The organism is Staphylococcus sp. SM3655, assembly GCF_016917315.1.
Taxonomy (GTDB): Bacteria; Bacillota; Bacilli; order Staphylococcales; family Staphylococcaceae; genus Staphylococcus; species Staphylococcus aureus.
The window spans coordinates 771,831-792,315 of record NZ_CP070305.1 but is presented as its reverse complement, the minus strand read 5'-3'; the positions used below and the strand labels follow the sequence as shown (position 1 = coordinate 792,315).

General features: G+C 32.5%; 19 protein-coding genes and 1 pseudogene. 10 read left to right on the top strand and 10 right to left on the bottom strand.

Annotated features, from left to right (window positions below; genetic code table 11):
- Positions 1-188 precede the first annotated feature (188 nt).
- From JQN76_RS03900 to JQN76_RS03875, 6 genes are all read right to left on the bottom strand, one after another.
- Entirely contained in the window at positions 189-1,313 is a 1,125-nt protein-coding gene (locus tag JQN76_RS03900) for a polysaccharide deacetylase family protein (RefSeq protein ID WP_000549222.1), read from the bottom strand.
- Between the two features lie 117 nt (positions 1,314-1,430).
- Positions 1,431-1,928 (bottom strand): GNAT family N-acetyltransferase, encoded by a 498-nt coding sequence (locus JQN76_RS03895; protein WP_001836606.1) that lies wholly within the window; start codon positions 1,926-1,928, stop codon positions 1,431-1,433.
- Positions 1,929-1,974: 46 nt separating this feature from the next.
- Entirely contained in the window at positions 1,975-2,808 is an 834-nt protein-coding gene (locus JQN76_RS03890) for an energy-coupling factor transporter transmembrane component T family protein (protein ID WP_001077824.1), read from the bottom strand.
- Positions 2,805-4,517, bottom strand: coding sequence for an ABC transporter ATP-binding protein (locus JQN76_RS03885; protein ID WP_000138656.1), 1,713 nt, complete (start codon positions 4,515-4,517; stop codon positions 2,805-2,807). Before JQN76_RS03885 ends, JQN76_RS03890 begins: the two co-directional genes overlap by 4 nt.
- Before the next feature lie 52 nt (positions 4,518-4,569).
- A complete protein-coding gene (locus tag JQN76_RS03880) occupies positions 4,570-5,124 on the bottom strand; it encodes an ECF-type riboflavin transporter substrate-binding protein (RefSeq protein WP_000743714.1) in 555 nt (184 codons plus the stop codon).
- A gap of 28 nt (positions 5,125-5,152) precedes the next feature.
- Positions 5,153-6,001, bottom strand: a complete 849-nt coding sequence (locus JQN76_RS03875; protein WP_000528921.1) for an SAM hydrolase/SAM-dependent halogenase family protein — start codon at positions 5,999-6,001, stop codon at positions 5,153-5,155.
- Between the two features lie 379 nt (positions 6,002-6,380).
- Here JQN76_RS03875 and JQN76_RS03870 point away from each other — a divergent pair, with 379 nt between their 5' ends.
- Positions 6,381-6,896: a YceI family protein gene (locus JQN76_RS03870; RefSeq protein ID WP_000181131.1), complete on the top strand. Its 516-nt coding sequence runs from the start codon at positions 6,381-6,383 to the stop codon at positions 6,894-6,896.
- Positions 6,897-7,004: 108 nt separating this feature from the next.
- On the opposite strand, the gene JQN76_RS03865 is transcribed toward JQN76_RS03870, so the two are convergent.
- Complete coding sequence (locus JQN76_RS03865) at positions 7,005-7,169, bottom strand: hypothetical protein (protein WP_001029364.1); 165 nt, start codon at positions 7,167-7,169, stop codon at positions 7,005-7,007.
- Positions 7,170-7,373: 204 nt separating this feature from the next.
- The gene (locus JQN76_RS03860; RefSeq protein WP_000082554.1) at positions 7,374-8,345 is read right to left on the bottom strand and encodes an SMP-30/gluconolactonase/LRE family protein; all 972 of its coding nucleotides are present in this window, start codon (positions 8,343-8,345) and stop codon (positions 7,374-7,376) included.
- A gap of 243 nt (positions 8,346-8,588) precedes the next feature.
- Between JQN76_RS03860 and trhO the strand changes: the two genes are divergently transcribed.
- From trhO to JQN76_RS03840, 4 genes are all read left to right on the top strand, one after another.
- Entirely contained in the window at positions 8,589-9,545 is a 957-nt protein-coding gene (trhO, locus tag JQN76_RS03855; protein ID WP_001109276.1) for an oxygen-dependent tRNA uridine(34) hydroxylase TrhO, read from the top strand.
- 151 nt (positions 9,546-9,696) lie between these two features.
- Positions 9,697-10,335: a pyroglutamyl-peptidase I gene (gene pcp / locus JQN76_RS03850; RefSeq protein ID WP_000547837.1), complete on the top strand. Its 639-nt coding sequence runs from the start codon at positions 9,697-9,699 to the stop codon at positions 10,333-10,335.
- A 103-nt stretch (positions 10,336-10,438) separates the two neighbouring features.
- Complete coding sequence (gene bstA / locus JQN76_RS03845; protein WP_000208919.1) at positions 10,439-10,903, top strand: bacillithiol transferase BstA; 465 nt, start codon at positions 10,439-10,441, stop codon at positions 10,901-10,903.
- Between the two features lie 237 nt (positions 10,904-11,140).
- Complete coding sequence (locus tag JQN76_RS03840; RefSeq protein ID WP_000432352.1) at positions 11,141-12,559, top strand: anion permease; 1,419 nt, start codon at positions 11,141-11,143, stop codon at positions 12,557-12,559.
- Positions 12,560-12,971: 412 nt separating this feature from the next.
- Here JQN76_RS03840 and rarD read toward each other — a convergent pair whose 3' ends face one another.
- Positions 12,972-13,880, bottom strand: coding sequence for an EamA family transporter RarD (rarD, locus tag JQN76_RS03835; RefSeq protein WP_001091168.1), 909 nt, complete (start codon positions 13,878-13,880; stop codon positions 12,972-12,974).
- A 220-nt stretch (positions 13,881-14,100) separates the two neighbouring features.
- On the opposite strand from rarD, the pseudogene JQN76_RS03830 reads away from it, so the two are divergent.
- From JQN76_RS03830 to JQN76_RS03820, 3 genes and pseudogenes are all read left to right on the top strand, one after another.
- A pseudogene (locus JQN76_RS03830) lies at positions 14,101-14,675 on the top strand (helix-hairpin-helix domain-containing protein).
- 165 nt (positions 14,676-14,840) lie between these two features.
- Positions 14,841-15,857 carry a HoxN/HupN/NixA family nickel/cobalt transporter gene (locus JQN76_RS03825; protein ID WP_000215642.1) on the top strand — a complete coding sequence of 339 codons (1,017 nt, stop codon included), beginning with the start codon at positions 14,841-14,843 and terminating at the stop codon, positions 15,855-15,857.
- Positions 15,858-16,099: 242 nt separating this feature from the next.
- Positions 16,100-16,894 carry an arylamine N-acetyltransferase family protein gene (locus JQN76_RS03820; RefSeq protein ID WP_001017423.1) on the top strand — a complete coding sequence of 265 codons (795 nt, stop codon included), beginning with the start codon at positions 16,100-16,102 and terminating at the stop codon, positions 16,892-16,894.
- Between the two features lie 133 nt (positions 16,895-17,027).
- Here the strand turns inward: JQN76_RS03820 and JQN76_RS03815 are convergent, their stop codons facing one another.
- Positions 17,028-17,540: an HdeD family acid-resistance protein gene (locus tag JQN76_RS03815; RefSeq protein ID WP_000410771.1), complete on the bottom strand. Its 513-nt coding sequence runs from the start codon at positions 17,538-17,540 to the stop codon at positions 17,028-17,030.
- Positions 17,541-17,822: 282 nt separating this feature from the next.
- Here JQN76_RS03815 and vraD point away from each other — a divergent pair, with 282 nt between their 5' ends.
- Both vraD and vraE read left to right on the top strand, forming a co-directional pair.
- Positions 17,823-18,581, top strand: coding sequence for a peptide resistance ABC transporter ATP-binding subunit VraD (vraD, locus tag JQN76_RS03810; protein WP_000154162.1), 759 nt, complete (start codon positions 17,823-17,825; stop codon positions 18,579-18,581).
- The gene (vraE, locus tag JQN76_RS03805) at positions 18,571-20,451 is read left to right on the top strand and encodes a peptide resistance ABC transporter permease subunit VraE (RefSeq protein ID WP_000143652.1); all 1,881 of its coding nucleotides are present in this window, start codon (positions 18,571-18,573) and stop codon (positions 20,449-20,451) included. The genes vraD and vraE overlap by 11 nt, the downstream gene beginning before the upstream one ends.
- The last annotated feature ends 34 nt before the right edge of the window (positions 20,452-20,485 follow it).

The following is a 20,485-nucleotide window of genomic DNA, read 5'->3' as shown; positions in this document are numbered from 1 at the left end:
ATACATTACAACCTTTTTCAGAAAATTTGGTGTATTGTATTTAAATTTTTACAAAAGAAAAAGGCAAGACATTTGTGCCTATAAAAATGCTTAACCAAGATTTTTATATTGAAGTTGTACTTCTTGCACATATTGTCCTTGCCTTATTATGTAAAGTTATTTTCTTTCTATCTTTTTATTAAATTTAACTATTCTTCATAATCCCGATTACCTTTAAAGAATTGTCTATCTTGTTTACTATATACATTTTCAGGATTAAAAAACGGTTTGAGTTTATATTTAAATTCAAATAAGTTTAGACCATCAATCGCAACCCTATCTTGGTAAACGTTCGTTGCTGATATATCTGTAAAATTGTTTGGACCGACACCTGCAATAAACTTAAACTCTGCTTCATCTACCAAATAATCATACGCTTGTGTATGTCTATCCTGTGCGCCATGTGGAAATACAAACATATCTGTTTTACCTACAATTGGTTCAACTTCATCTTTCCATCTTTTAGTATCACGTTTAATACCTTCTAAAGATGTTTTTTCAAAATTAATGTGACCATATGAATGACTCGCAAATGACCATCCATCCCGTTTCATTGCGCGAACAACTTCCTCAGCTGCCTTTTTATTCTTTGTATAATCTTTACTCGTTAATTCATTCGTGCGATAACCTAATACGCCCTCATAACCGGTTAAAGCAACAACACCCTTTTCACCATTTAAAGAAAAATCTGGATGCTCTTTTACAAATTTATTTAAAATTGGCACGATATCATTGTCATCAGAATAAGTAGCATGGCCTTTTTTGTCTGTCGTTTCAGATACAACATGTTTATTTTTATCGAGTACTAAACGGTCAGCATAACCATGGTGTCTCATGTAACTATAGTAATTCATATCATCAATTGAGATGATTAGTGGCTTTTTACCTTTCGGCAATTTTATTTTTTTGGCTTTTACATGATGAGATGATAAGTCGTATACATCATGTGGATTAACGATGATGTAATTATTTTTATATAATTCGTTCAATGATTTTTTAAATTCACTTACAGTAATCATCCAATCATTGTTGCCCTTAGCTTGGTGTGTATCTCCTGTAAACGCAACTTTTGGGTCTGTAATTAATGGGTGATAAAACACATGATAAACTTGGCCGTGATATGTTTCCCAATGTTCATCCATTTTCGATTTATGCTTTGCATACTCATTTGGATTAACAGATTTATTTTGAGCTTTCTCATTTTGCTTGGAACAGCTATATAACAATGCAACTGATAATAACAGAAAAAATAGCAATAAATATTTTTTATGCATTAAACATTCTCCCTATGTTTTATTATGCACAATTATAACATTTTTATTATGTGGCTCATAACTTTTTAAGAAACTGTTGGGATTTTAATTTTATTTTTTAGATAATGTCATAGTGTTTTATTTATAAAACACTATATCTCCTTGATTGATAATGTCGTCCATAGCTTTGTCTCGCTTGAATTTAAGCCTTTCTGCTAAATTTATTGAACGTTGGTTACACCTATTTGTCCTGATAACTTTTACTGTTTCTTGATCGATATAATTCACAAAATTTGTGATTGCTGTAATAGCCTCACATGCGTACCCTTGTCCTTCAAAACTTGGATGTAATTTATAAAATAAATTTAATACTGTTTCTTGCTTTAATTGTCGATATTCATATCCACAAATACCAATAACACTACAATCTATTTTTTTTACCAATACAAAGTAACCAAATTGATATTGTTGCCAATGGTTTCGCCATTTTTCAATCCACCGTTGTGTGTCTAATTTGGAATTATGTAAACCTTTGGGAGTGTATATATTTGCTTGTGGATGACTACAAATATTATAAAGTTCAATTAAATGCGAGGAACTTGGAATCATTAAATTTAATCTTTCAGTATTTATCATTAAATGTCTCCCTCCTATTTCTATTTAAAGACTATTTATATGAATACTAATGCCACGGGTTGAAATATCGACTATTATTTAAAAAGAATAATGTAACTACTAACATCAGAAGTATTAACGTCAAACACAAAACAACATAATCATCTTTTTTTAATTGTTTTTTGACGTACCAGGTTCTCCTTTTATACTGTCCGAATTGTCTTAACTCCATAGCAGTACTAATAGTGTCAATTCTTTCGATACTAGAAAATATTAAAGGTAACACAATGCGTTTGATACCTTTAACACGGCTAGTAAATTTCGCTTTTTTCGAATTATCATATCCTCTTGCTTGTTGCGCTTGTGAAATATTAAAATATGTTTCTTGAATATCTGGAATATACCTTAATGCTAGTGAGACTGCGTAACTGATTTTATAATTCACACCTAGCTGATTTAAACTTGCAGCAAAATGACTCGGATTCGTTGTGAATAAAAATATTAACGCTAAAGGAACTGTGCTAATATATTTTAATATTAGATTAAAAAGATAGAATAATTCCTGTGATGTTAGCGTAAATCGACCAATACCATTGACTAACTCTGTACGCTGATTATAAATCCTCACACCATATTCAGGGTCAAATATGTATACGGCAATAATATTTAATATTGTGAAAAACAGAATGAATTTAACAACAAAGCGAACTTGTTTCCATTCAATATGAGCATATTTGAACAATAAAATAGATGAAGCACTAATTAAAATTAAATATCTTGTGTCATAAGTCACCATTGCAGAAATAGAAACAACTAATAAGAATAAAAGTTTAACAGTCGCATTTAATTGATGAATACGACTATTTCCCGGGTGAAAACCTATAGTATTATATTGATTCATTGGCGTCTCACCTTCCTATCATGGTTAATAAATAATTGTACTAATTTCTGTGGCTCGCTAATCCCTATATATTCGGCCATTTCAAATAGCGATGTTTGTCTCAATGATGCAATCTCACAGATTTTTTTATCATTTAATACCAATACTGGCGTGGTATCAGCAACGACTTGTCCTTTTGATAATACAATTGTTCTTGAACTATACTCAGACAATAAATGCATATCATGCGTAATCATAATAATCGTCTTCCCCTGTCTGTTTAGCTCAATTAAAAATGACATTATCTCATTATAATGATAGAAATCTTGACCAGCAGTCGGTTCATCCAATATGATTATTTCCGGATTTAAGACTAAAACAGATGCTATAGTGACCCTCTTTTTTTGACCATAGCTTAAAGCTACAATTGGCCAATTCCGAAATGCATAAAGTCCGCATATTTTGAGCACATTCTCTACTCGTATCTTTATATCTGATTCTTTCATACCTCGTGCTCTTAACCCTAATGCTACTTCATCGTAAATCATTTTTTCAGAAATCATATGATTTGGATTTTGCATCACATAACCTACGAATTCAGATCGTTCGCTAATTGACAATTGATTAAATCCCCTATTACAAAATTGGATATTACCTGTTATATCTAAAAATCCACAAATTGCTTTAGCAAGTGTTGATTTGCCGGCACCATTGTGACCAACTATACTAAGCATTTCTCTTCTATAAACATTTAATTGAACATTATTAAGTACACTATTACTATAGTCACTATATTGAACACATACCTCATTTAATTCTAATAGCGGTTCAGATTTGTACTTATTATCATTATTTGCAGATGTTTCATCTATCCATTTTTTCACTTTAAATTTAACATGTTCACTCATACAAACGTCACGTAAATTCGCTAAGTTATCAATGGATTCGACATCTACTTCTGCATATTTAAGCGCTGTACAGTATAATGGTTCACGTATGCCTGCTTCTTTAAGCTTAGATGATTTTAGCAAATCACTAGGCGTTGTATTAGCGATGATTTTTCCATCTTTAAAAAGAAGAACTCTATCAAACGTATCATCTAATGATTCTTCTAATCGATGTTCGACAATAATCATCGTTGACTTTGTTTCTTCATGAATATTGTTTAACAATCTCAGCGTTTCATGTCCTGTCGCAGGATCTAAATTGGCCAGTGGCTCATCCAATATTAAAATAGGCGTACGATGGATTAATATACCACCTAATGAAACGCGTTGTTTTTGACCTCCAGATAAATCTTGCGGTCGGTGATTTAAATGTTCTATCATGCCAACTTTTTCAGCCCAATAACTTACATTTTTCTTCATATCATCTTGTTCAACACAATTATTTTCTAATAAAAAGGCCATATCTTCAGCTGCTGTTAAGCCTATGAACTGTCCATCTGTATCTTGTAAAACTGTACCAACAACATTAGATCTATCATGTAAACAACTAACGGTTGCATCTTGATTATTTATATATAGTTCCCCAGTTATGTTACCTTTAGTTTTAAATGGAATTAATCCGTTTATGCAATTTGCAAAAGTCGATTTACCACTACCTGAAGCACCAACTACTAGCACTTTTTCTCCTGGATAAATATCAACATTTATATTCTGTAATGTAGGTGTTGCTTGACTATGATATTGAAAACTAAAGTCTTTGAACGAGATAATTGGTTCAGTCATGATATATCATTACCTTTCTACATTCATTTACATATCTGATTCAACAAAATGATTATTCTTTACGTAAACTACCTTTTTTTATTTGAGATGAAGCATATGCTTTTAATAATATTGTCCCAATAATACCAACTGAAATAATATTTAATACTGCAGAGATAACACCTTGTGTATAAACCTTGTTAGCCGGTTCGTTATAAATCAAAATATCTAATGTTGGTGCAATAAGTGCCCAGCAAATAATATTCGCAATAATTTGACCGATATTAAAATAAATCATCGATTTCCTAGAAAATCGGCCTGAAGAAAGATTTAATTTTAGGCCAATCCATCCATATAAACAGCCTATAATTCCTGAACAAATAACCCAACTCCACCAAGCACTACCGTATGTCGTGAAATCTTTAATAGCGTGTCCAACTAATCCAGTCATTAAACCAGCAAAAGGCCCAAATATTGCAGATATTAATGCTAAAAATGCATAAGATGTTTCTATATTCGTATTAGGAAAACCTGTTGGTATTACAACAAAACGCCCTAAAATTACAAATACCGCTGCTCCTATACCAATTGCAACAACAGTTTTAACTGAAATATCTTGTTTTTTCATCTTCATTACTCCTTACATAAAAAATTCATTATATTGATGGTGCTTTAGATAAATGAATCGTCCAATCATTTCCAGTACCAATATGATATAAATCTGAAAATGAGTCTTGATTGACCGCTACACCAATATTTACTAGCGAGTTAACATACACAAGAGGTTCACCCACATTAACATCTGCAAACGATCGCGCAAATTTAATAATATTTTGATAGACTTTCTTATCTTGATGATAAATTGTTACCACCAAATTATTACCATGAACAATTTCCAAGGATTTTAAGAATGCCAATGGAATATTTGTCCATAATGACCCAAATCTGATATCTAAAATATCAATGCTTCCTGTAACAGAATCCTCATTTTTTGTCGCTTCTCTTATTTCTAATGCCTCAATACTATCAACATTAATTGCCTGACCGAGACGTTCAAACGCTATCTTATTTGCAGCTAATCTCGCACCATTGTATGCATAAACATCTCTACCATGAAAAGTATGACTTTCTTCCGAATGAGGCAATCGGCTTTTCACTTCATCAATTTCGATAACTTTTTTAATACCTTCGTAATGTTTAATATGACTTAAAGAACCATTATCAGGTGTAATAATGTAATGACCTGAAAATGTTAAGCAAGCAATGCTCCGCCTATCACTACCTACACCCGGGTCTACCACTGATACAAAAACTGTGCCTTTAGGCCAGTATTTTACAGTTTGATATAAACGATATGACGCTACCCAAATGTCATACGGTGGTATATCATGCGTTAAGTTTTCAACACGTATATCATCACTTACAGTATATGCAACTCCATACATTGCACTTACAGCGCCATCACTAAGTCCAAAATCTGATTGCAATACCAAATAATTTCCCATAAAATGCCTCCTTTTTTTAAAACTTCAAAAAAATATTATCTACATAATTAATGTTCTATATTTTGAATTTTCAGAATTATATTAAAATAGTACGAGTCACTTGATGCAAAGTCAATAGTAGTGACTATAAAAATGATAATAATAGTCAGATTTATCTCATTAACTAAATTTCACGGACTTGTAATCACTTCTTTATGTTTGAATTAATTGACTAGGGTATAACAATAGTGTGGTGTTTTATAGGTCATTCTTTAAATACATCACAGAAAATATTCGAATTCGAAATAAAATGCTTGCATCTTTGTTTTTTAGGTGGTATCGTATGTATATCAAGTATAAAAAATATATCTAAGAGATAAAAATATGGAGGTTTTATATTATGACTAACTTTACTTTTGATGGTGCACACAGTAGTTTAGAATTCCAAATTAAACATTTAATGGTTTCTAAAGTGAAAGGTTCATTTGATCAATTTGATGTAGCTGTTGAAGGAGATATTAATGACTTCAGTACTTTGAAAGCTACTGCAACAATTATTCCAAGCTCAATTAACACTAAAAACGAAGCACGTGATAACCACTTAAAATCTGGTGATTTCTTTGGTACTGACGAATTTGATAAAATTACATTTGTGACAAAATCAGTATCTGAAAGCAAAGTTGTTGGTGATTTAACAATTAAAGGCATCACTAACGAAGAAACATTCGATGTTGAATTCAACGGAGTAAGTAAAAATCCAATGGATGGTTCTCAAGTAACAGGTGTTATTGTTACTGGTACAATCAATAGAGAAAACTACGGCATTAACTTTAACCAAGCACTTGAAACTGGTGGCGTAATGCTAGGCAAAGATGTTAAATTCGAAGCATCAGCTGAATTCTCAATCTCAGAATAATCTCATTACACAATCCTCATTGTTTTAATATATATACGAAATGCCAACTATATCATCCCTAGGTATAGTTGGCATTTTTTAACTTCTAAATTAAAAATCATATTTAACTTAATTGATAATAACACCATAAAGTAACAATGATATTGATGAAATTAAAAGTAATACACTAGATAAAATATCTAGCCTTTTATCTTTTTTATCCCTTATTCTATTTGTCAAAAGTGCTCCAACTGCAACTAAAACTAGTATTGTACAAAAAATATAAATAGCCAAAATAAACAACTCCTTATTAAATTGGCATTGGCTTCATTAGAAATAATCAAGAAAATTCTTCTTTATACTTTCTTATATTAAATATTGCCTATTTACGTTATACAAAACTTCATTTTACAAATTGAAGCAAATTATATTTAACTTCTAACTTAAAAATCGCTAAGATTTAAACTTATATTAAGACGCCTTTCATTCAGGTAGGTCTTATTGAAACTGAAAACTTTGATGACCTTTTGCAAAGCCATTAACTGTATAAAGCATAGATCCTCCGCCCATTTCTATATCATTGGAACAAATGATGAGTTGATTTGTTCCAGGTATAAATTGCGGATGAGTAGAACGTAACATATGCCCTTCATCTCGGCCTGGTATCAATATTTGTCCTATTGGATAACCCCTTTTATTAAAAACTAACACTCGACCTTGACCATACATTGCTACGTATAAATTATCGTCACTATCAATACAACATGAGTCTGGTCCTTCATGACCTGTAAAATAGTACGGTATAGTAGCTCCAAATGGTTGTATCGTCACACCATCATCTTCAAGTGCAATGCGATGTAATCGATTGGCTGTAGTTTCTGTTACCCATAGTACTTTTTCATCTGTACTTAAAGCAATACCATTTGCTACGCTAATATTTTGAATGATAGGCGTCACTGTTCTAAAGTCCGGCGAAACATAATAAACGCCTCCTAGTGGATTGGTAGAGTATCCTCTAAAATCTGTAAAATAAAATCCACCTTTAGAATCAAATACCATGTCATCAATACAATATGCTGTTGAAAGATCTTCAATAATATCTTGTAAGTTGTCACCATTTTCTGTAGCTGCAAAAATGCCTCCTGTAGATTTAAAATCTCCTAAATAACAAACGAATAATCGGCCATCTTTATGTATTTTGATTGCTGCAGGATTCGCTTTGTGACTTACAAAAGGTTGTTTGATTTCCTTCGTTTCAGGATTGATTTTGAAAATATTGCCTTCGAATACATCCAATAAAAAGAGTTGTCCCTGCCGATCAAAGTTCAATCCTTCTAGTTGCAATCCTTTTTTGGAAATTTCAAGCCATGGTTCAGCTGTAATTGTTTGTAATTCACTTTCAGATATAATTGGAACAGCACTATTGGACTTCCCGCTATAAAATAATGTAGGTAAATCTTGTTGTGACATCATGATCATTCCTTTCATTTCATTCGTTTTAACTATCATTTTCATTTTAAACAAGATAACTATCAAATAAAATGATAACGGTTTCATTTATCTATTTTATCGGTCTAGTGGCTGATTTCAAGCTAGAAATATTGAATGACAATACAACTCTGTTAAAATGATGGACGTAGACAAATATGCGTATTGACGCTTTATTTTAAAAATTAACATGCTTATAACATGTTTTTAGAAGGAGATTAACCTATGAACTATCAAGTTCTTTTATATTATAAATATACGCCGATTGATGACCCTGCACAGTTTGCTCAGGATCACTTAGCGTTTTGCAAAGCACACCATTTAAAAGGTAGAATTCTTGTTTCTACAGAAGGTATTAACGGCACATTATCTGGTACAAAAGAAGAAACCGAACAATATATGGCACATATGCATGCCGATGAACGATTCAAAGATATGGTGTTTAAAATTGATGAAACTGAAGGACATGCTTTTAAGAAAATGCATGTACGTCCTCGAAAAGAAATCGTTGCTTTAGATTTAGAAGATGACGTCGATCCAAGACACACAACTGGCCAATATTTATCACCTGTAGAATTTAGAAAAGCTCTTGAAGATGATGACACAGTCATTATTGATGCACGTAATGATTATGAATTTGATTTAGGTCATTTCCGAGGTGCAATTCGTCCAAATATCACGCGCTTTAGAGATTTGCCTGACTGGATTAAAGAGAATAAAGCGTTATTTGCAGATAAAAAAGTGGTTACGTACTGTACTGGTGGCATTCGATGTGAAAAATTTTCTGGATGGCTTTTAAAAGAAGGTTTCGAAGATGTAGCTCAACTTCATGGCGGTATTGCTACATATGGTAAAGATCCTGAAACAAAAGGTGAATATTGGGACGGTAAAATGTACGTATTTGATGACCGTATCAGTGTTGATATCAACCAAGTTGAAAAAACAATTATTGGTAAGGATTGGTTTGATGGCAAACCATGTGAACGTTATATTAATTGCGCTAACCCAGAATGTAATAAACAAATATTAGTTTCTGAAGAAAACGAAACTAAATATTTAGGTGCATGCTCTTATGAATGTGCTAAACATGAGCGTAATCGTTATGTTCAAGCAAATAATATTAGTGATAATGAGTGGCAACAACGTTTAACAAACTTTGATGATTTACATCAACATGCTTAGTTTTAATTAAATACCTTTCAAAACACGCTTTGAAAATCCGATTTATAAAGGTTTTTCAAGGCTGTTTTTTATGCGCATACATAACCTGATATGTTTTTAATTATGCGCGTGTTATACTAAATTAAATTTTAATACTGCGGGGTGTCTTAAAATGCACATTTTAGTAACAGGGTTTGCGCCTTTTGACAATCAAAATATTAATCCCTCATGGGAAGCTGTGACTCAACTAGAAGATATTATTGGCACACATACAATCGATAAATTAAAACTACCAACCTCTTTTAAGAAAGTAGATAATATTATAAATAAAACGTTGGCATCTAATCACTATGATGTTGTACTAGCTATAGGACAAGCTGGTGGTAGAAATGCCATTACCCCAGAACGTGTCGCCATTAATATTGATGATGCACGTATTCCAGATAATGATGATTTTCAACCTATTGATCAAGCCATTCACTTAGACGGTGCGCCAGCTTATTTTTCAAATTTACCAGTTAAAGCAATGACTCAAAGTATTATTAATCAAGGACTTCCTGGAGCACTTTCAAATAGCGCAGGTACGTATGTATGTAATCACGTGCTTTATCACTTAGGTTATTTACAAGATAAGCATTACCCTCACCTACGATTCGGATTTATTCATGTGCCATACATACCAGAGCAGATTGGTGGTAAACCCGATACACCATCTATACCATTAGAAAAGATAGTTGCAGGTTTGACTGCAGCCATTGAAGCTATTTCTAATGATGAGGATTTACGTATAGCTCTAGGCACAACGGAATAGTTATAAGAGTAACAACAAAATACATTCCTTAAATGACTAACAACTTTGTTAATAGGGTAATACTTACGGAAGTATGTTTTATTTATGGGGGGAGGAATTAATAATGACTACAAAAACGGTATTTGATGTCATTGATATGGGTTTAGGATATTTAGTAAATGTGTATGATACTTGGAAAGTTGAAAAGATACTTGATGATTATCATAAGCCTTTTTCTAATACCATTCATTGGCAATTTGGGCATGTATTAACAATTTTTGAATCAGCCTTAGCTGTTACTGGTAAAGAGAATATTGATTTAAATATATATAGACCTTTATTCGGAAATGGTTCGTCTCCAGATGAATGGAAGGGCGAAGTACCGAGTATTGGAACGATTTTAGAAGGTCTTCAAACATTACCTGAACGTGCACGAAAACTAACTGAAGATGATTTAGCAATTGAATTGAAACAACCAATTGTTGGTTGTAATAACTTAGAAGAGTTATTAGTATTAAATGCCATTCACATCCCACTTCATGCTGGTAAAATTGAAGAGATGTCTCGTATATTAAAAAATTTAAAATAAATATGTGCTTATTAACCGTTAACAACACGTTAACGGGTTTTTTATTTGTTTAAAAGGTCACTTTTTTGAATTTAATAAACACCATCTATACCAGTTCTTCACCGATTCTCGAAAAATAATTATATTAATGATTTCGTTAATTTAATTTTATATTTAATTATTACTGTACATCTTTTGTAGTTAGCTTTATTCTTAAATTGAAATATGTATAAAACATAGAAAGAAGGACGTTTTAACATGGAAAACACGGTTAAATATCGTAAGTTTATACTCCCTATCGTTGTAGGTCTCCTTATTTGGGCACTTACACCTTTTAAACCGGATGCTGTGGATCCAACAGCATGGTATATGTTCGCAATATTCGTCGCGACAATCATTGCTTGTATTACACAACCGATGCCAATTGGGGCCGTCTCTATAATTGGATTTACAATCATGGTACTCGTTGGCATTGTTGACATGAAAACGGCTGTCGCTGGTTTTGGTAATAATAGCATTTGGTTAATTGCTATGGCATTTTTCATTTCGAGAGGATTTGTGAAAACAGGTCTTGGTAGACGGATCGCACTTCATTTCGTCAAATTATTTGGTAAAAAAACATTAGGCTTAGCATATTCTATCGTCGGTGTAGATTTAATTCTAGCGCCTGCTACACCGAGTAATACCGCGCGTGCTGGTGGAATCATGTTCCCAATTATCAAATCACTTTCTGAATCATTTGGTTCGAAACCGAAAGACGGATCAGCACGCAAAATGGGTGCATTTCTTGTTTTCACAGAATTCCAAGGTAATTTAATTACTGCGGCTATGTTTTTAACTGCAATGGCCGGTAACCCCCTTGCACAAAATTTAGCATCTAGCACATCTAATGTTCACATTACATGGATGAATTGGTTCCTAGCTGCTTTAGTTCCTGGACTTGTTTCCTTAATTGTTGTACCTTTTATTATTTATAAAATTTATCCACCAACTGTTAAAGAAACACCAAATGCTAAGAGTTGGGCTGAAAATGAATTAGCGACTATGGGTAAAATCGCTTTAGCTGAAAAATTTATGATTGGTATTTTTGTCATTGCTCTAACATTATGGATTGTCGGAAGTTTCATTCATATTGATGCAACTTTAACGGCCTTTATTGCGCTAGCATTGTTATTATTGACAGGTGTCTTAACATGGCAAGACATTTTAAACGAAACAGGTGCTTGGAACACATTAGTATGGTTCTCAGTATTAGTGTTAATGGCCGACCAATTAAACAAGCTTGGATTTATTCCTTGGTTAAGTAAATCCATTGCTACAAGTCTTGGTGGCTTAAGCTGGCCTATAGTCCTGGTCATTTTAATATTGTTCTACTTCTATTCACATTACTTATTTGCAAGTTCTACAGCACATATCAGTGCGATGTATGCAGCATTACTAGGCGTTGCCATCGCAGCCGGTGCACCACCATTATTCAGTGCATTAATGTTAGGTTTCTTCGGTAACCTATTAGCTTCAACAACACACTATAGTAGTGGCCCAGCGCCGATTCTATTCTCTTCAGGTTACGTGACTCAAAAACGTTGGTGGACAATGAACTTAATATTAGGTTTCGTCTACTTTATTATCTGGATTGGTTTAGGATCACTTTGGATGAAAGTAATTGGTATATTTTAAAATATTTAAATTAGTGCTCGAATCTCATTGATTTGGGCGCTTTTTAATTTGTATTTAAAATCAACCTTTGCTAAATCAAGACTCCCTTTTTAAAATACGTTTATCCTTTAAATCATTGCGTGCTTCACTGAAAATTTGTATAAAGATTTAAGTCATTACGTAACATCACATAAAATACATTTCTATACTATTCCGCTTCATTGATTAACATTACGTATGCCCTCATAAATCATCATACAAAAAACACCTTCGTTTAAATTCATTTTAATTGCGAATTCAACGAAAGTGCCTTATTTCATATTTAATGTTTCAAATTTATACGTCTGTCACTGTTACTGCACACATACCTCAGTCTCACCTCATCATGACACAAAGGATATTGAAAACACGTATAATTATCTTTCCTCGTATTTTATAGGGTTTTTGCGACCGGATGTTTCTTCAATTTAATGTATTGAGAAAGACTATATAACACAATACCTGTCCAAATAAATATAAACGTAATTAATTGATCTATACTAAAAGGCTCTTTGAAAACAAATATGCCGAGTACAAACATTATTGTTGGTCCAACGTATTGAATAAATCCTATTAGCGAAAGTGGAATACGTTTTGCCCCGGCTGAGAATAGGATTAGTGGTATTGCCGTAATAGCACCAGAAAATAACAACCAAAATGATGACATGTTCAATCCAAATGACATCTGATGTTGCTGCCATAAATAAATAACGTATATTAGTCCAGCAGGTGCGGTAACAATACATTCAATCGTAATACTGCTGATGGCATCAATATGTACTACTTTTTTCAATAATCCGTATGTACCAAAGGATAACGCTAATATAATAGAGACGATTGGGAATTCTCCAATCTTGAGCGTCATATATAATACACCGATGAATGCGAATAAAATGGCTAGCCATTCAAATTTATTGAATCTTTCTTTTAAAAAGATAAGTGCGAGCAAAATGCTAACAAGTGGATTTATATAATAACCTAAACTTGTTTGTAGGACGTGACCGTTCGTTACAGCCCAAATAAATGTACCCCAATTTAATGTAATGACATAGCCTGCTACGACAATCGCTAATAGCTGAATGGGCTTGCCTAACAATTGATTCTTATCTCGTTGAAATGCATTGCGTTGTTTTTGTCCAACCGCGAGTATGAATATCATGAATATTGCTGAAAATATAATACGAAAGGCTAAAATTTCAAATGCGCCTATTGCATCAACGAACTGCCAATATATAGGTAGTATTCCCCACAGAATGTATGCACTGAGTGCTAAAAATATACCTTTTTTATATTCTGTATTCACTTACATACCTCCTTACTCTCCCAATTTTTAACATGTTACGCTCACTTAGTTAAGCTAATATAACGATTTTACTAATAATATTTCGATAAAGATATCATTTTGTTTATATTTCCCACATTTATTCACCAACCACTAAACAATATTAATTTTATAAATAATTCTGTACAAATCAGGGTATATTGCCAGAAAGACTACCATACAACATAAAGGATGGATACAAATGACTTTACCTAAAATTGGAAAGCCTGCAACACGCGCGCTAAATTCACAAGGTATATACACATTAGAAGCAGTATCACAATATACGAAGTCATCTCTAATGGAGATGCATGGCGTTGGTCCTAAAGCTATATCAATATTGGAACAAGCTTTATTTCAGCACCAACTACATTTTAAAACGGAAGTTCAGTCTTCATTACCTTTTAAGTTAACAGGAGATGTGTCATGCAATCATGCGCCTAAACGTCAACAAATGATAGATTTTATAGTTGCTACAGCAGCATTAGATATTGAATTATTACGTTCACTGGTTACAACAGAATTTATTTGGTCTGTCCCTGGCCGCTTTGACATATACGGACCTCAAATATTAATTCAAGAACTATCTAATCATTACAATCAGGTTGCTAGTCTCAATATCCATTCCAGCATCACACATGGGTGCTTAGGTTCCATGCATGGTATTGAAATATTAAAAACTGGTAAAGAGATTCATTTTGCTCATTTTTTGAATTTGAAAATCATAAAAAGGATGCCAAGTTAAGCAAAGTGACATCTTACATTGTTGTTGGTTAATTTATCAAATTATATATATCGCAAAAAAATCTTTTGTGGTTACATGTATATTTTTATATAACAAATAATTTTGCATAACATTTTCGTTATATGAACACTTATTACTAGAGTGCACATTGAACATACAGTATGATTAAATATCATGTTATGAAAGAAGGATATATTTTGACTGTTTTTAAAAATGAGCGCTTAAGCTGGTTACCATACATAGCTATTGTCATTTTGTTACACGTTATTGGGTTTAGTTTTTTATGGATTGCTGGAAAAGACCATCATATCTTATTTGGTATGGGGATTCTTGCATATACATTAGGTTTACGTCATGCATTTGATGCTGATCATATCGCCGCGATAGATAATACGGTTCGCAAATTATTACAGCAACGCAAAGATCCATCTGGTGTGGGTTTCTATTTTTCAATTGGACATTCATCTGTCGTATTTTTAATGGCTGTTTTTTTAGGGGTATCTGTAAAATGGGCTAAAGATGAATTACCGCATTTCCAAGATATTGGTGGAACGATTGGTACACTAGTTTCAGGTTTCTTTTTAGTGCTTATCGGTGTGTTGAATCTAATTATTTTAATCTCTTTAATTAACTTGTTCGCTAAATTACGTCGTGAACACATTGAAGAAGCTGAAGTCGATGCATTACTTGAATCTAGAGGATTGGTTTCTCGATTTGTAGGACCTTATTTCAAATTAATCACGCGTAGTTGGCACGTATTGCCACTTGGCTTTTTATTTGGACTTGGTTTTGATACAGCTAGTGAAATTGCGTTACTCGCTCTTTCTTCAGGCGCATCACAACAAGCCATTTCATTTATCGGAATCTTATCTTTACCAATTTTATTCGCATCAGGTATGAGTTTATTGGATACATTAGATGGTGTTGTAATGAAGTATGCCTATAATTGGGCATTCTTCAATCCTATTCGCAAAATCTATTACAATATAACGATTACTGCGATATCAGTCATGGCAGCATTAGTGATTGGGATGATTGAATTGCTACAAATTCTTGCTGATAAGTTAGATTTACATGGTGCGTTTTGGGCATTCATTGGTTCGATCGAATTTGATTATTTAGGCTATATTTTAGTTGCATTATTTTTAATTACTTGGCTTATTTCAAGTTTAATTTGGAAGTTTGGTCGCATAGAACACAAATGGTCTAGATAAGGCAACTTGTCTTGCAACTACCTTTGTATTGTTGCATTTTTAGACACCCTGCACACTTCTTCCATTATGCTACGCTCTCAGTAGTCATCTTTAAATCGTTTCTTTTAGAGATGACTTCATTTTGAGAGCGTATTTTTCTATTTAAAATGTATTTATCCAAAATTCAATGCTTTCGAATTTAAAATTTCAGTATTTCTGTTTAAAATTTAATTATAATCTTTAATACAGGAGGCGCTATGCTTATGAATATTGCGAAGTTAGAGAATTATTTACAAATTGATTCATCTCGTTATAATCGACCGAGTATTGAAGCATTAAATTATTATGCAACACGTTTTATGTTAACTGTACCTTTTGAAAATATTGATGTTCAAAATAGTAAGCCGATATCTATAAATATCGATGCACTTTTTAATAAAATTGTTCATGATAAACGTGGTGGTTTTTGTTATGAATTAAATACATTTTTCAAAGCCTATTTACAACAAAAAGGATTTAATCCTGAATTAATGTCAGCTACTATTCACACACCCGGTGGCGGTCGTAGTCTGAACGGTTCACATGCTTCACTTGTTGTTTCTATAAATGATGTATTCTATGTAACTGATGTTGGCTTTGGAGACTTACCTCTACATGCCATTCCTATTACTTCATCTGAGCATACACAACCAATTACTGATATCAGTGGTACATTCCGCGCTATTTTTAACAACGAAGACAAGGATATTTTCTATGTTCAAAAATTCGAAAATGATCATTGGCATACAAAATATGAAGCTGAATTCAAACCTAAACAAATAGAAGATTTTAATAGCAACATCGAATATAATCAAACGCATCCAGATTCAATATTTGTACAGCATTTATTAATTACAATGCCACAATCATTTGGCCGTGCTACAATGTCTGAAAATCATTTAACTTTAACAAGGAATGGTAGCTCAGAAAAATTTGATGTCACTAAAGATAACTATAAACATTTTTTAGAAAAATATTTTGGACTAAATGTAACTATTAATCGTATTGAAAAACAATAATAGTAAAATATAAAAATATGGGCGTATCTTACTTATTGTAGGTAGCGCCCCTTTTTTATGCTTCATAAACACAACAAAAAGGATATGACACAAACTTCATGTCACACCCTTCTTTTGAACCGCTTCATTTTACTTAAGCAAGTGCATCTACAACATAAATGACACCTACGAATACAAATGCAATAGCAATCATCGTCGAAATAAAGACGATACCCATTAATGGATTAAATAATAAAATGACACCGAAAACAATACCTAATAAATTAAAAATCACTGAAATTAGTTTTAAGCTACCACTACCCGAAAACGTAAATAATCCAGAGATAGAACTAAAAATAAACCAAAAAGCAAACATATAAATAAAGAATGCTGAACTTGCGCCAACATTAAAAATAACTAATAGACCAAATAGAATATCTACAATCCCCATAAACAGAATCCAATTTTGGTTACCACCTACTAAAGCTTTTGCTTTTCTACGGTAAACGATTTGAATCACACCGTTAATTAATACAAACAGTCCAATCAACCAGGTAATAGCATAAAAATTTTCAATTGGAAATGTAAAAATAACGACTGCCAACATTAATAATAATACACCCATTATTAAACTAGACCATTTAATACCTTGATTTCCTTTTTCCATAACAATCAATTCCTTTCAAATAAAACCCTCTTTTAATTTTTACAAAAAATTTATTATACAATAATTAAATTCCCTTTTCTCAATTTACACAAACATCATCACTTAGAAAGCACCATTGCTTTTGTCTAATATGTACGATGAATCTGTATCCTCACTCAAAAATCTACTAAGTAGCGATAGCTTTCAACTCTGTAAGGTTCATTCATTGAATTGTAAGTTTAGATAAAGGCTACTACTCCAAACATTATTTAAAATGAAATTAAATACAAAAGGAGTGAGACTATGACGATATTATCAGTGCAACATGTTTCAAAAACATACGGTAAAAAGCACACATTTCAAGCACTTAAAGATATTAACTTTGACATACAAAAAGGCGAATTCGTTGCGATTATGGGGCCTTCTGGATCAGGTAAGACAACCTTATTAAATGTACTAAGTTCAATTGACCAAATTTCTAGCGGTAGCGTGATTGCTAACGGACAAGAGCTTAATAAACTTAATCAAAAAGCACTTGCCAAATTCCGCAAAGAATCATTAGGTTTCATCTTCCAAGATTACAGTATTCTGCCGACATTAACCGTTAAAGAAAACATTATGTTACCTTTATCTGTTCAAAAAATGTCGAAGGCAACAATGGAAGAAAATTATAAAGCGATCACGACAGCATTAGGTATTTATGACCTAGGAAATAAATACCCTAGCGAATTATCTGGTGGTCAACAACAAAGAACTGCAGCAGCGAGAGCATTTGTTCACAAACCACAAATCATATTTGCAGATGAGCCAACAGGCGCACTCGACTCGAAAAGTGCAAATGACCTATTACAACGTTTGGAAGAAATGAATAAATCGTTTGATACAACTATTGTCATGGTTACACATGATCCGGTTGCAGCAAGTTTTGCAGAACGTGTCATCATGCTAAAAGATGGCCAAATTCATACACAACTTTATCAGGAAGGACGTTCTAAACAGGCCTTTTATGAAGACATTGTACATCTTCAATCAGTATTAGGTGGTGTCTCAAATGACATTTAACCATATCGTTTTCAAAAACTTACGACAAAACTTAAAACATTATGCAATGTATTTATTTTCATTATTTTTTAGCATCGTCTTATATTTCAGTTTTACAACCTTACAGTTTACTAAAGGTGTAAATAATGACGACTCGATGGCCATCATTAAGAAAGGTGCTTTAGTCGGATCAATATTTTTATTTATCATTATTGTCATCTTTTTAATGTATGCCAATCATTTATTCGTAAAACGCCGTACACGTGAATTTGCGCTATTTCAGTTGATTGGTTTAACACGACAAAACATTTTGAAAATGTTAGCACTTGAACAAATGATCGTATTTTTAATCACAGGTGTTGTCGGTGTATTATGTGGCATTGCAGGTGCACAATTATTGCTTTCCATAGTATCTAAATTGATGTCGTTATCGATTAACTTATCGATACATTTCGAACCTATGGCCCTTGTTTTAACTATTTTCATGCTAATTATTGCGTATGTACTGATTTTATTTCAAAGTGCTTTATTTCTAAAAAGACGTAGTATCTTATCAATGATGAAAGATTCAATTAAAACTGATGCCACAACTGCTAAAGTAACGACTGCAGAGGTTATTTCAGGCGTATTAGGTATTGCTATGATTGCACTAGGCTATTATATGGCGACAGAAATGTTTGGTACGTTCAAAGCACTAACTATGGCTATGACATCACCGTTTATCATTTTATTTTTAACGGTTGTAGGCGCCTATTTATTCTTCAGAAGTTCCGTGTCACTTATTTTTAAAACATTGAAAAAATCAAAAAATGGACGCGTATCTATTACCGATGTTGTATTCACATCGTCTATTATGTACAGAATGAAGAAAAATGCCATGTCTTTAACTATCATTGCAATTATTTCTGCAGTTACAGTAACTGTATTGTGTTTTGCGGCATTATCTAAATCAAATACAGATCAAACCCTTACATCTATGGCACCAAATGAATTTAACGTGGTCGCTACTCAAGATGCTAAACAATTTGAAACTAAACTAAGCCAACAACAAATTACATTTTCTAAAAATACTTACGAAACTATTACTGTAGATAATGTTAATGATCAGGTTATTACTTTGGAAAATGGTAGTGATTCAGGTCGCACGAATTCTATTTTAAGTGCAAATAACAAGTTAACAGGCAACAATGCCATCATTACAAATACAAAATCGCTGCCTAACATTATTAATATCCATTTAAACAAAGATTTAGTAGTAAAAGGTACTAAGAATGAAACTTTCCGTGTTACACAAGAAGACAAAGGTAAGGTTTATCCTTTAAATCTAAGCTTCAACTCACCTGTCATCGAAGTAAGTCCTGAAAAGTATCAGCAGTTGAAAACACAAAATAACGTTCATACTTTTTATGGATATGATATTAAACAAACATCACAAAAGGAAAAAGCTCAAGCAATTGCAAAACAGTTTGGAGACAAAGTCATCACGTATGATGAAATGAAAAAAGAGGTCGATGCTACTAACGGTATTCTAATATTTGTTACATCATTTTTAGGATTAGCATTTTTAGTAGCAGCTGGATGTATTATTTATATTAAACAAATGGATGAAACTGAGGATGAACTAAGTAACTTCAGAATATTAAAACGCATAGGCTTTACGCATACAGATATGCTTAAGGGATTATTATTAAAAATTACTTTCAACTTCGGTTTACCATTATTGATTGCTATATTACATGCAGTATTCGCCGCAATAGCATTTATGAAATTGATGGGTAATATTTCCTTCATGCCGGTTATTGTAGTAATTGTTGTATACACCCTCATTTACATTACTTTTGCTTTAATTGCTTTTGTACATTCAAACAAATTGATTAAGAAAACCATTTAACACTTACGATTAAAAGATGCTTCATTAGATATTT

Bases quoted from the DNA above. Each gene is read 5' to 3' on its own strand.
- JQN76_RS03900 (WP_000549222.1), bottom strand. From the start codon at position 1,313: ATGCATAAAAAATATTTATTGCTATTTTTTCTGTTATTATCAGTTGCA.
- JQN76_RS03895 (WP_001836606.1), bottom strand. From the start codon at position 1,928: ATGATAAATACTGAAAGATTAAATTTAATGATTCCAAGTTCCTCGCAT.
- JQN76_RS03890 (WP_001077824.1), bottom strand. From the start codon at position 2,808: ATGAATCAATATAATACTATAGGTTTTCACCCGGGAAATAGTCGTATT.
- JQN76_RS03885 (WP_000138656.1), bottom strand. From the start codon at position 4,517: ATGACTGAACCAATTATCTCGTTCAAAGACTTTAGTTTTCAATATCAT.
- JQN76_RS03880 (WP_000743714.1), bottom strand. From the start codon at position 5,124: ATGAAAAAACAAGATATTTCAGTTAAAACTGTTGTTGCAATTGGTATA.
- JQN76_RS03875 (WP_000528921.1), bottom strand. From the start codon at position 6,001: ATGGGAAATTATTTGGTATTGCAATCAGATTTTGGACTTAGTGATGGC.
- JQN76_RS03870 (WP_000181131.1), top strand. From the start codon at position 6,381: ATGACTAACTTTACTTTTGATGGTGCACACAGTAGTTTAGAATTCCAA.
- JQN76_RS03860 (WP_000082554.1), bottom strand. From the start codon at position 8,345: ATGTCACAACAAGATTTACCTACATTATTTTATAGCGGGAAGTCCAAT.
- trhO (WP_001109276.1), top strand. From the start codon at position 8,589: ATGAACTATCAAGTTCTTTTATATTATAAATATACGCCGATTGATGAC.
- pcp (WP_000547837.1), top strand. From the start codon at position 9,697: ATGCACATTTTAGTAACAGGGTTTGCGCCTTTTGACAATCAAAATATT.
- bstA (WP_000208919.1), top strand. From the start codon at position 10,439: ATGACTACAAAAACGGTATTTGATGTCATTGATATGGGTTTAGGATAT.
- JQN76_RS03840 (WP_000432352.1), top strand. From the start codon at position 11,141: ATGGAAAACACGGTTAAATATCGTAAGTTTATACTCCCTATCGTTGTA.
- JQN76_RS03820 (WP_001017423.1), top strand. From the start codon at position 16,100: ATGAATATTGCGAAGTTAGAGAATTATTTACAAATTGATTCATCTCGT.
- JQN76_RS03815 (WP_000410771.1), bottom strand. From the start codon at position 17,540: ATGGAAAAAGGAAATCAAGGTATTAAATGGTCTAGTTTAATAATGGGT.
- vraD (WP_000154162.1), top strand. From the start codon at position 17,823: ATGACGATATTATCAGTGCAACATGTTTCAAAAACATACGGTAAAAAG.
- vraE (WP_000143652.1), top strand. From the start codon at position 18,571: ATGACATTTAACCATATCGTTTTCAAAAACTTACGACAAAACTTAAAA.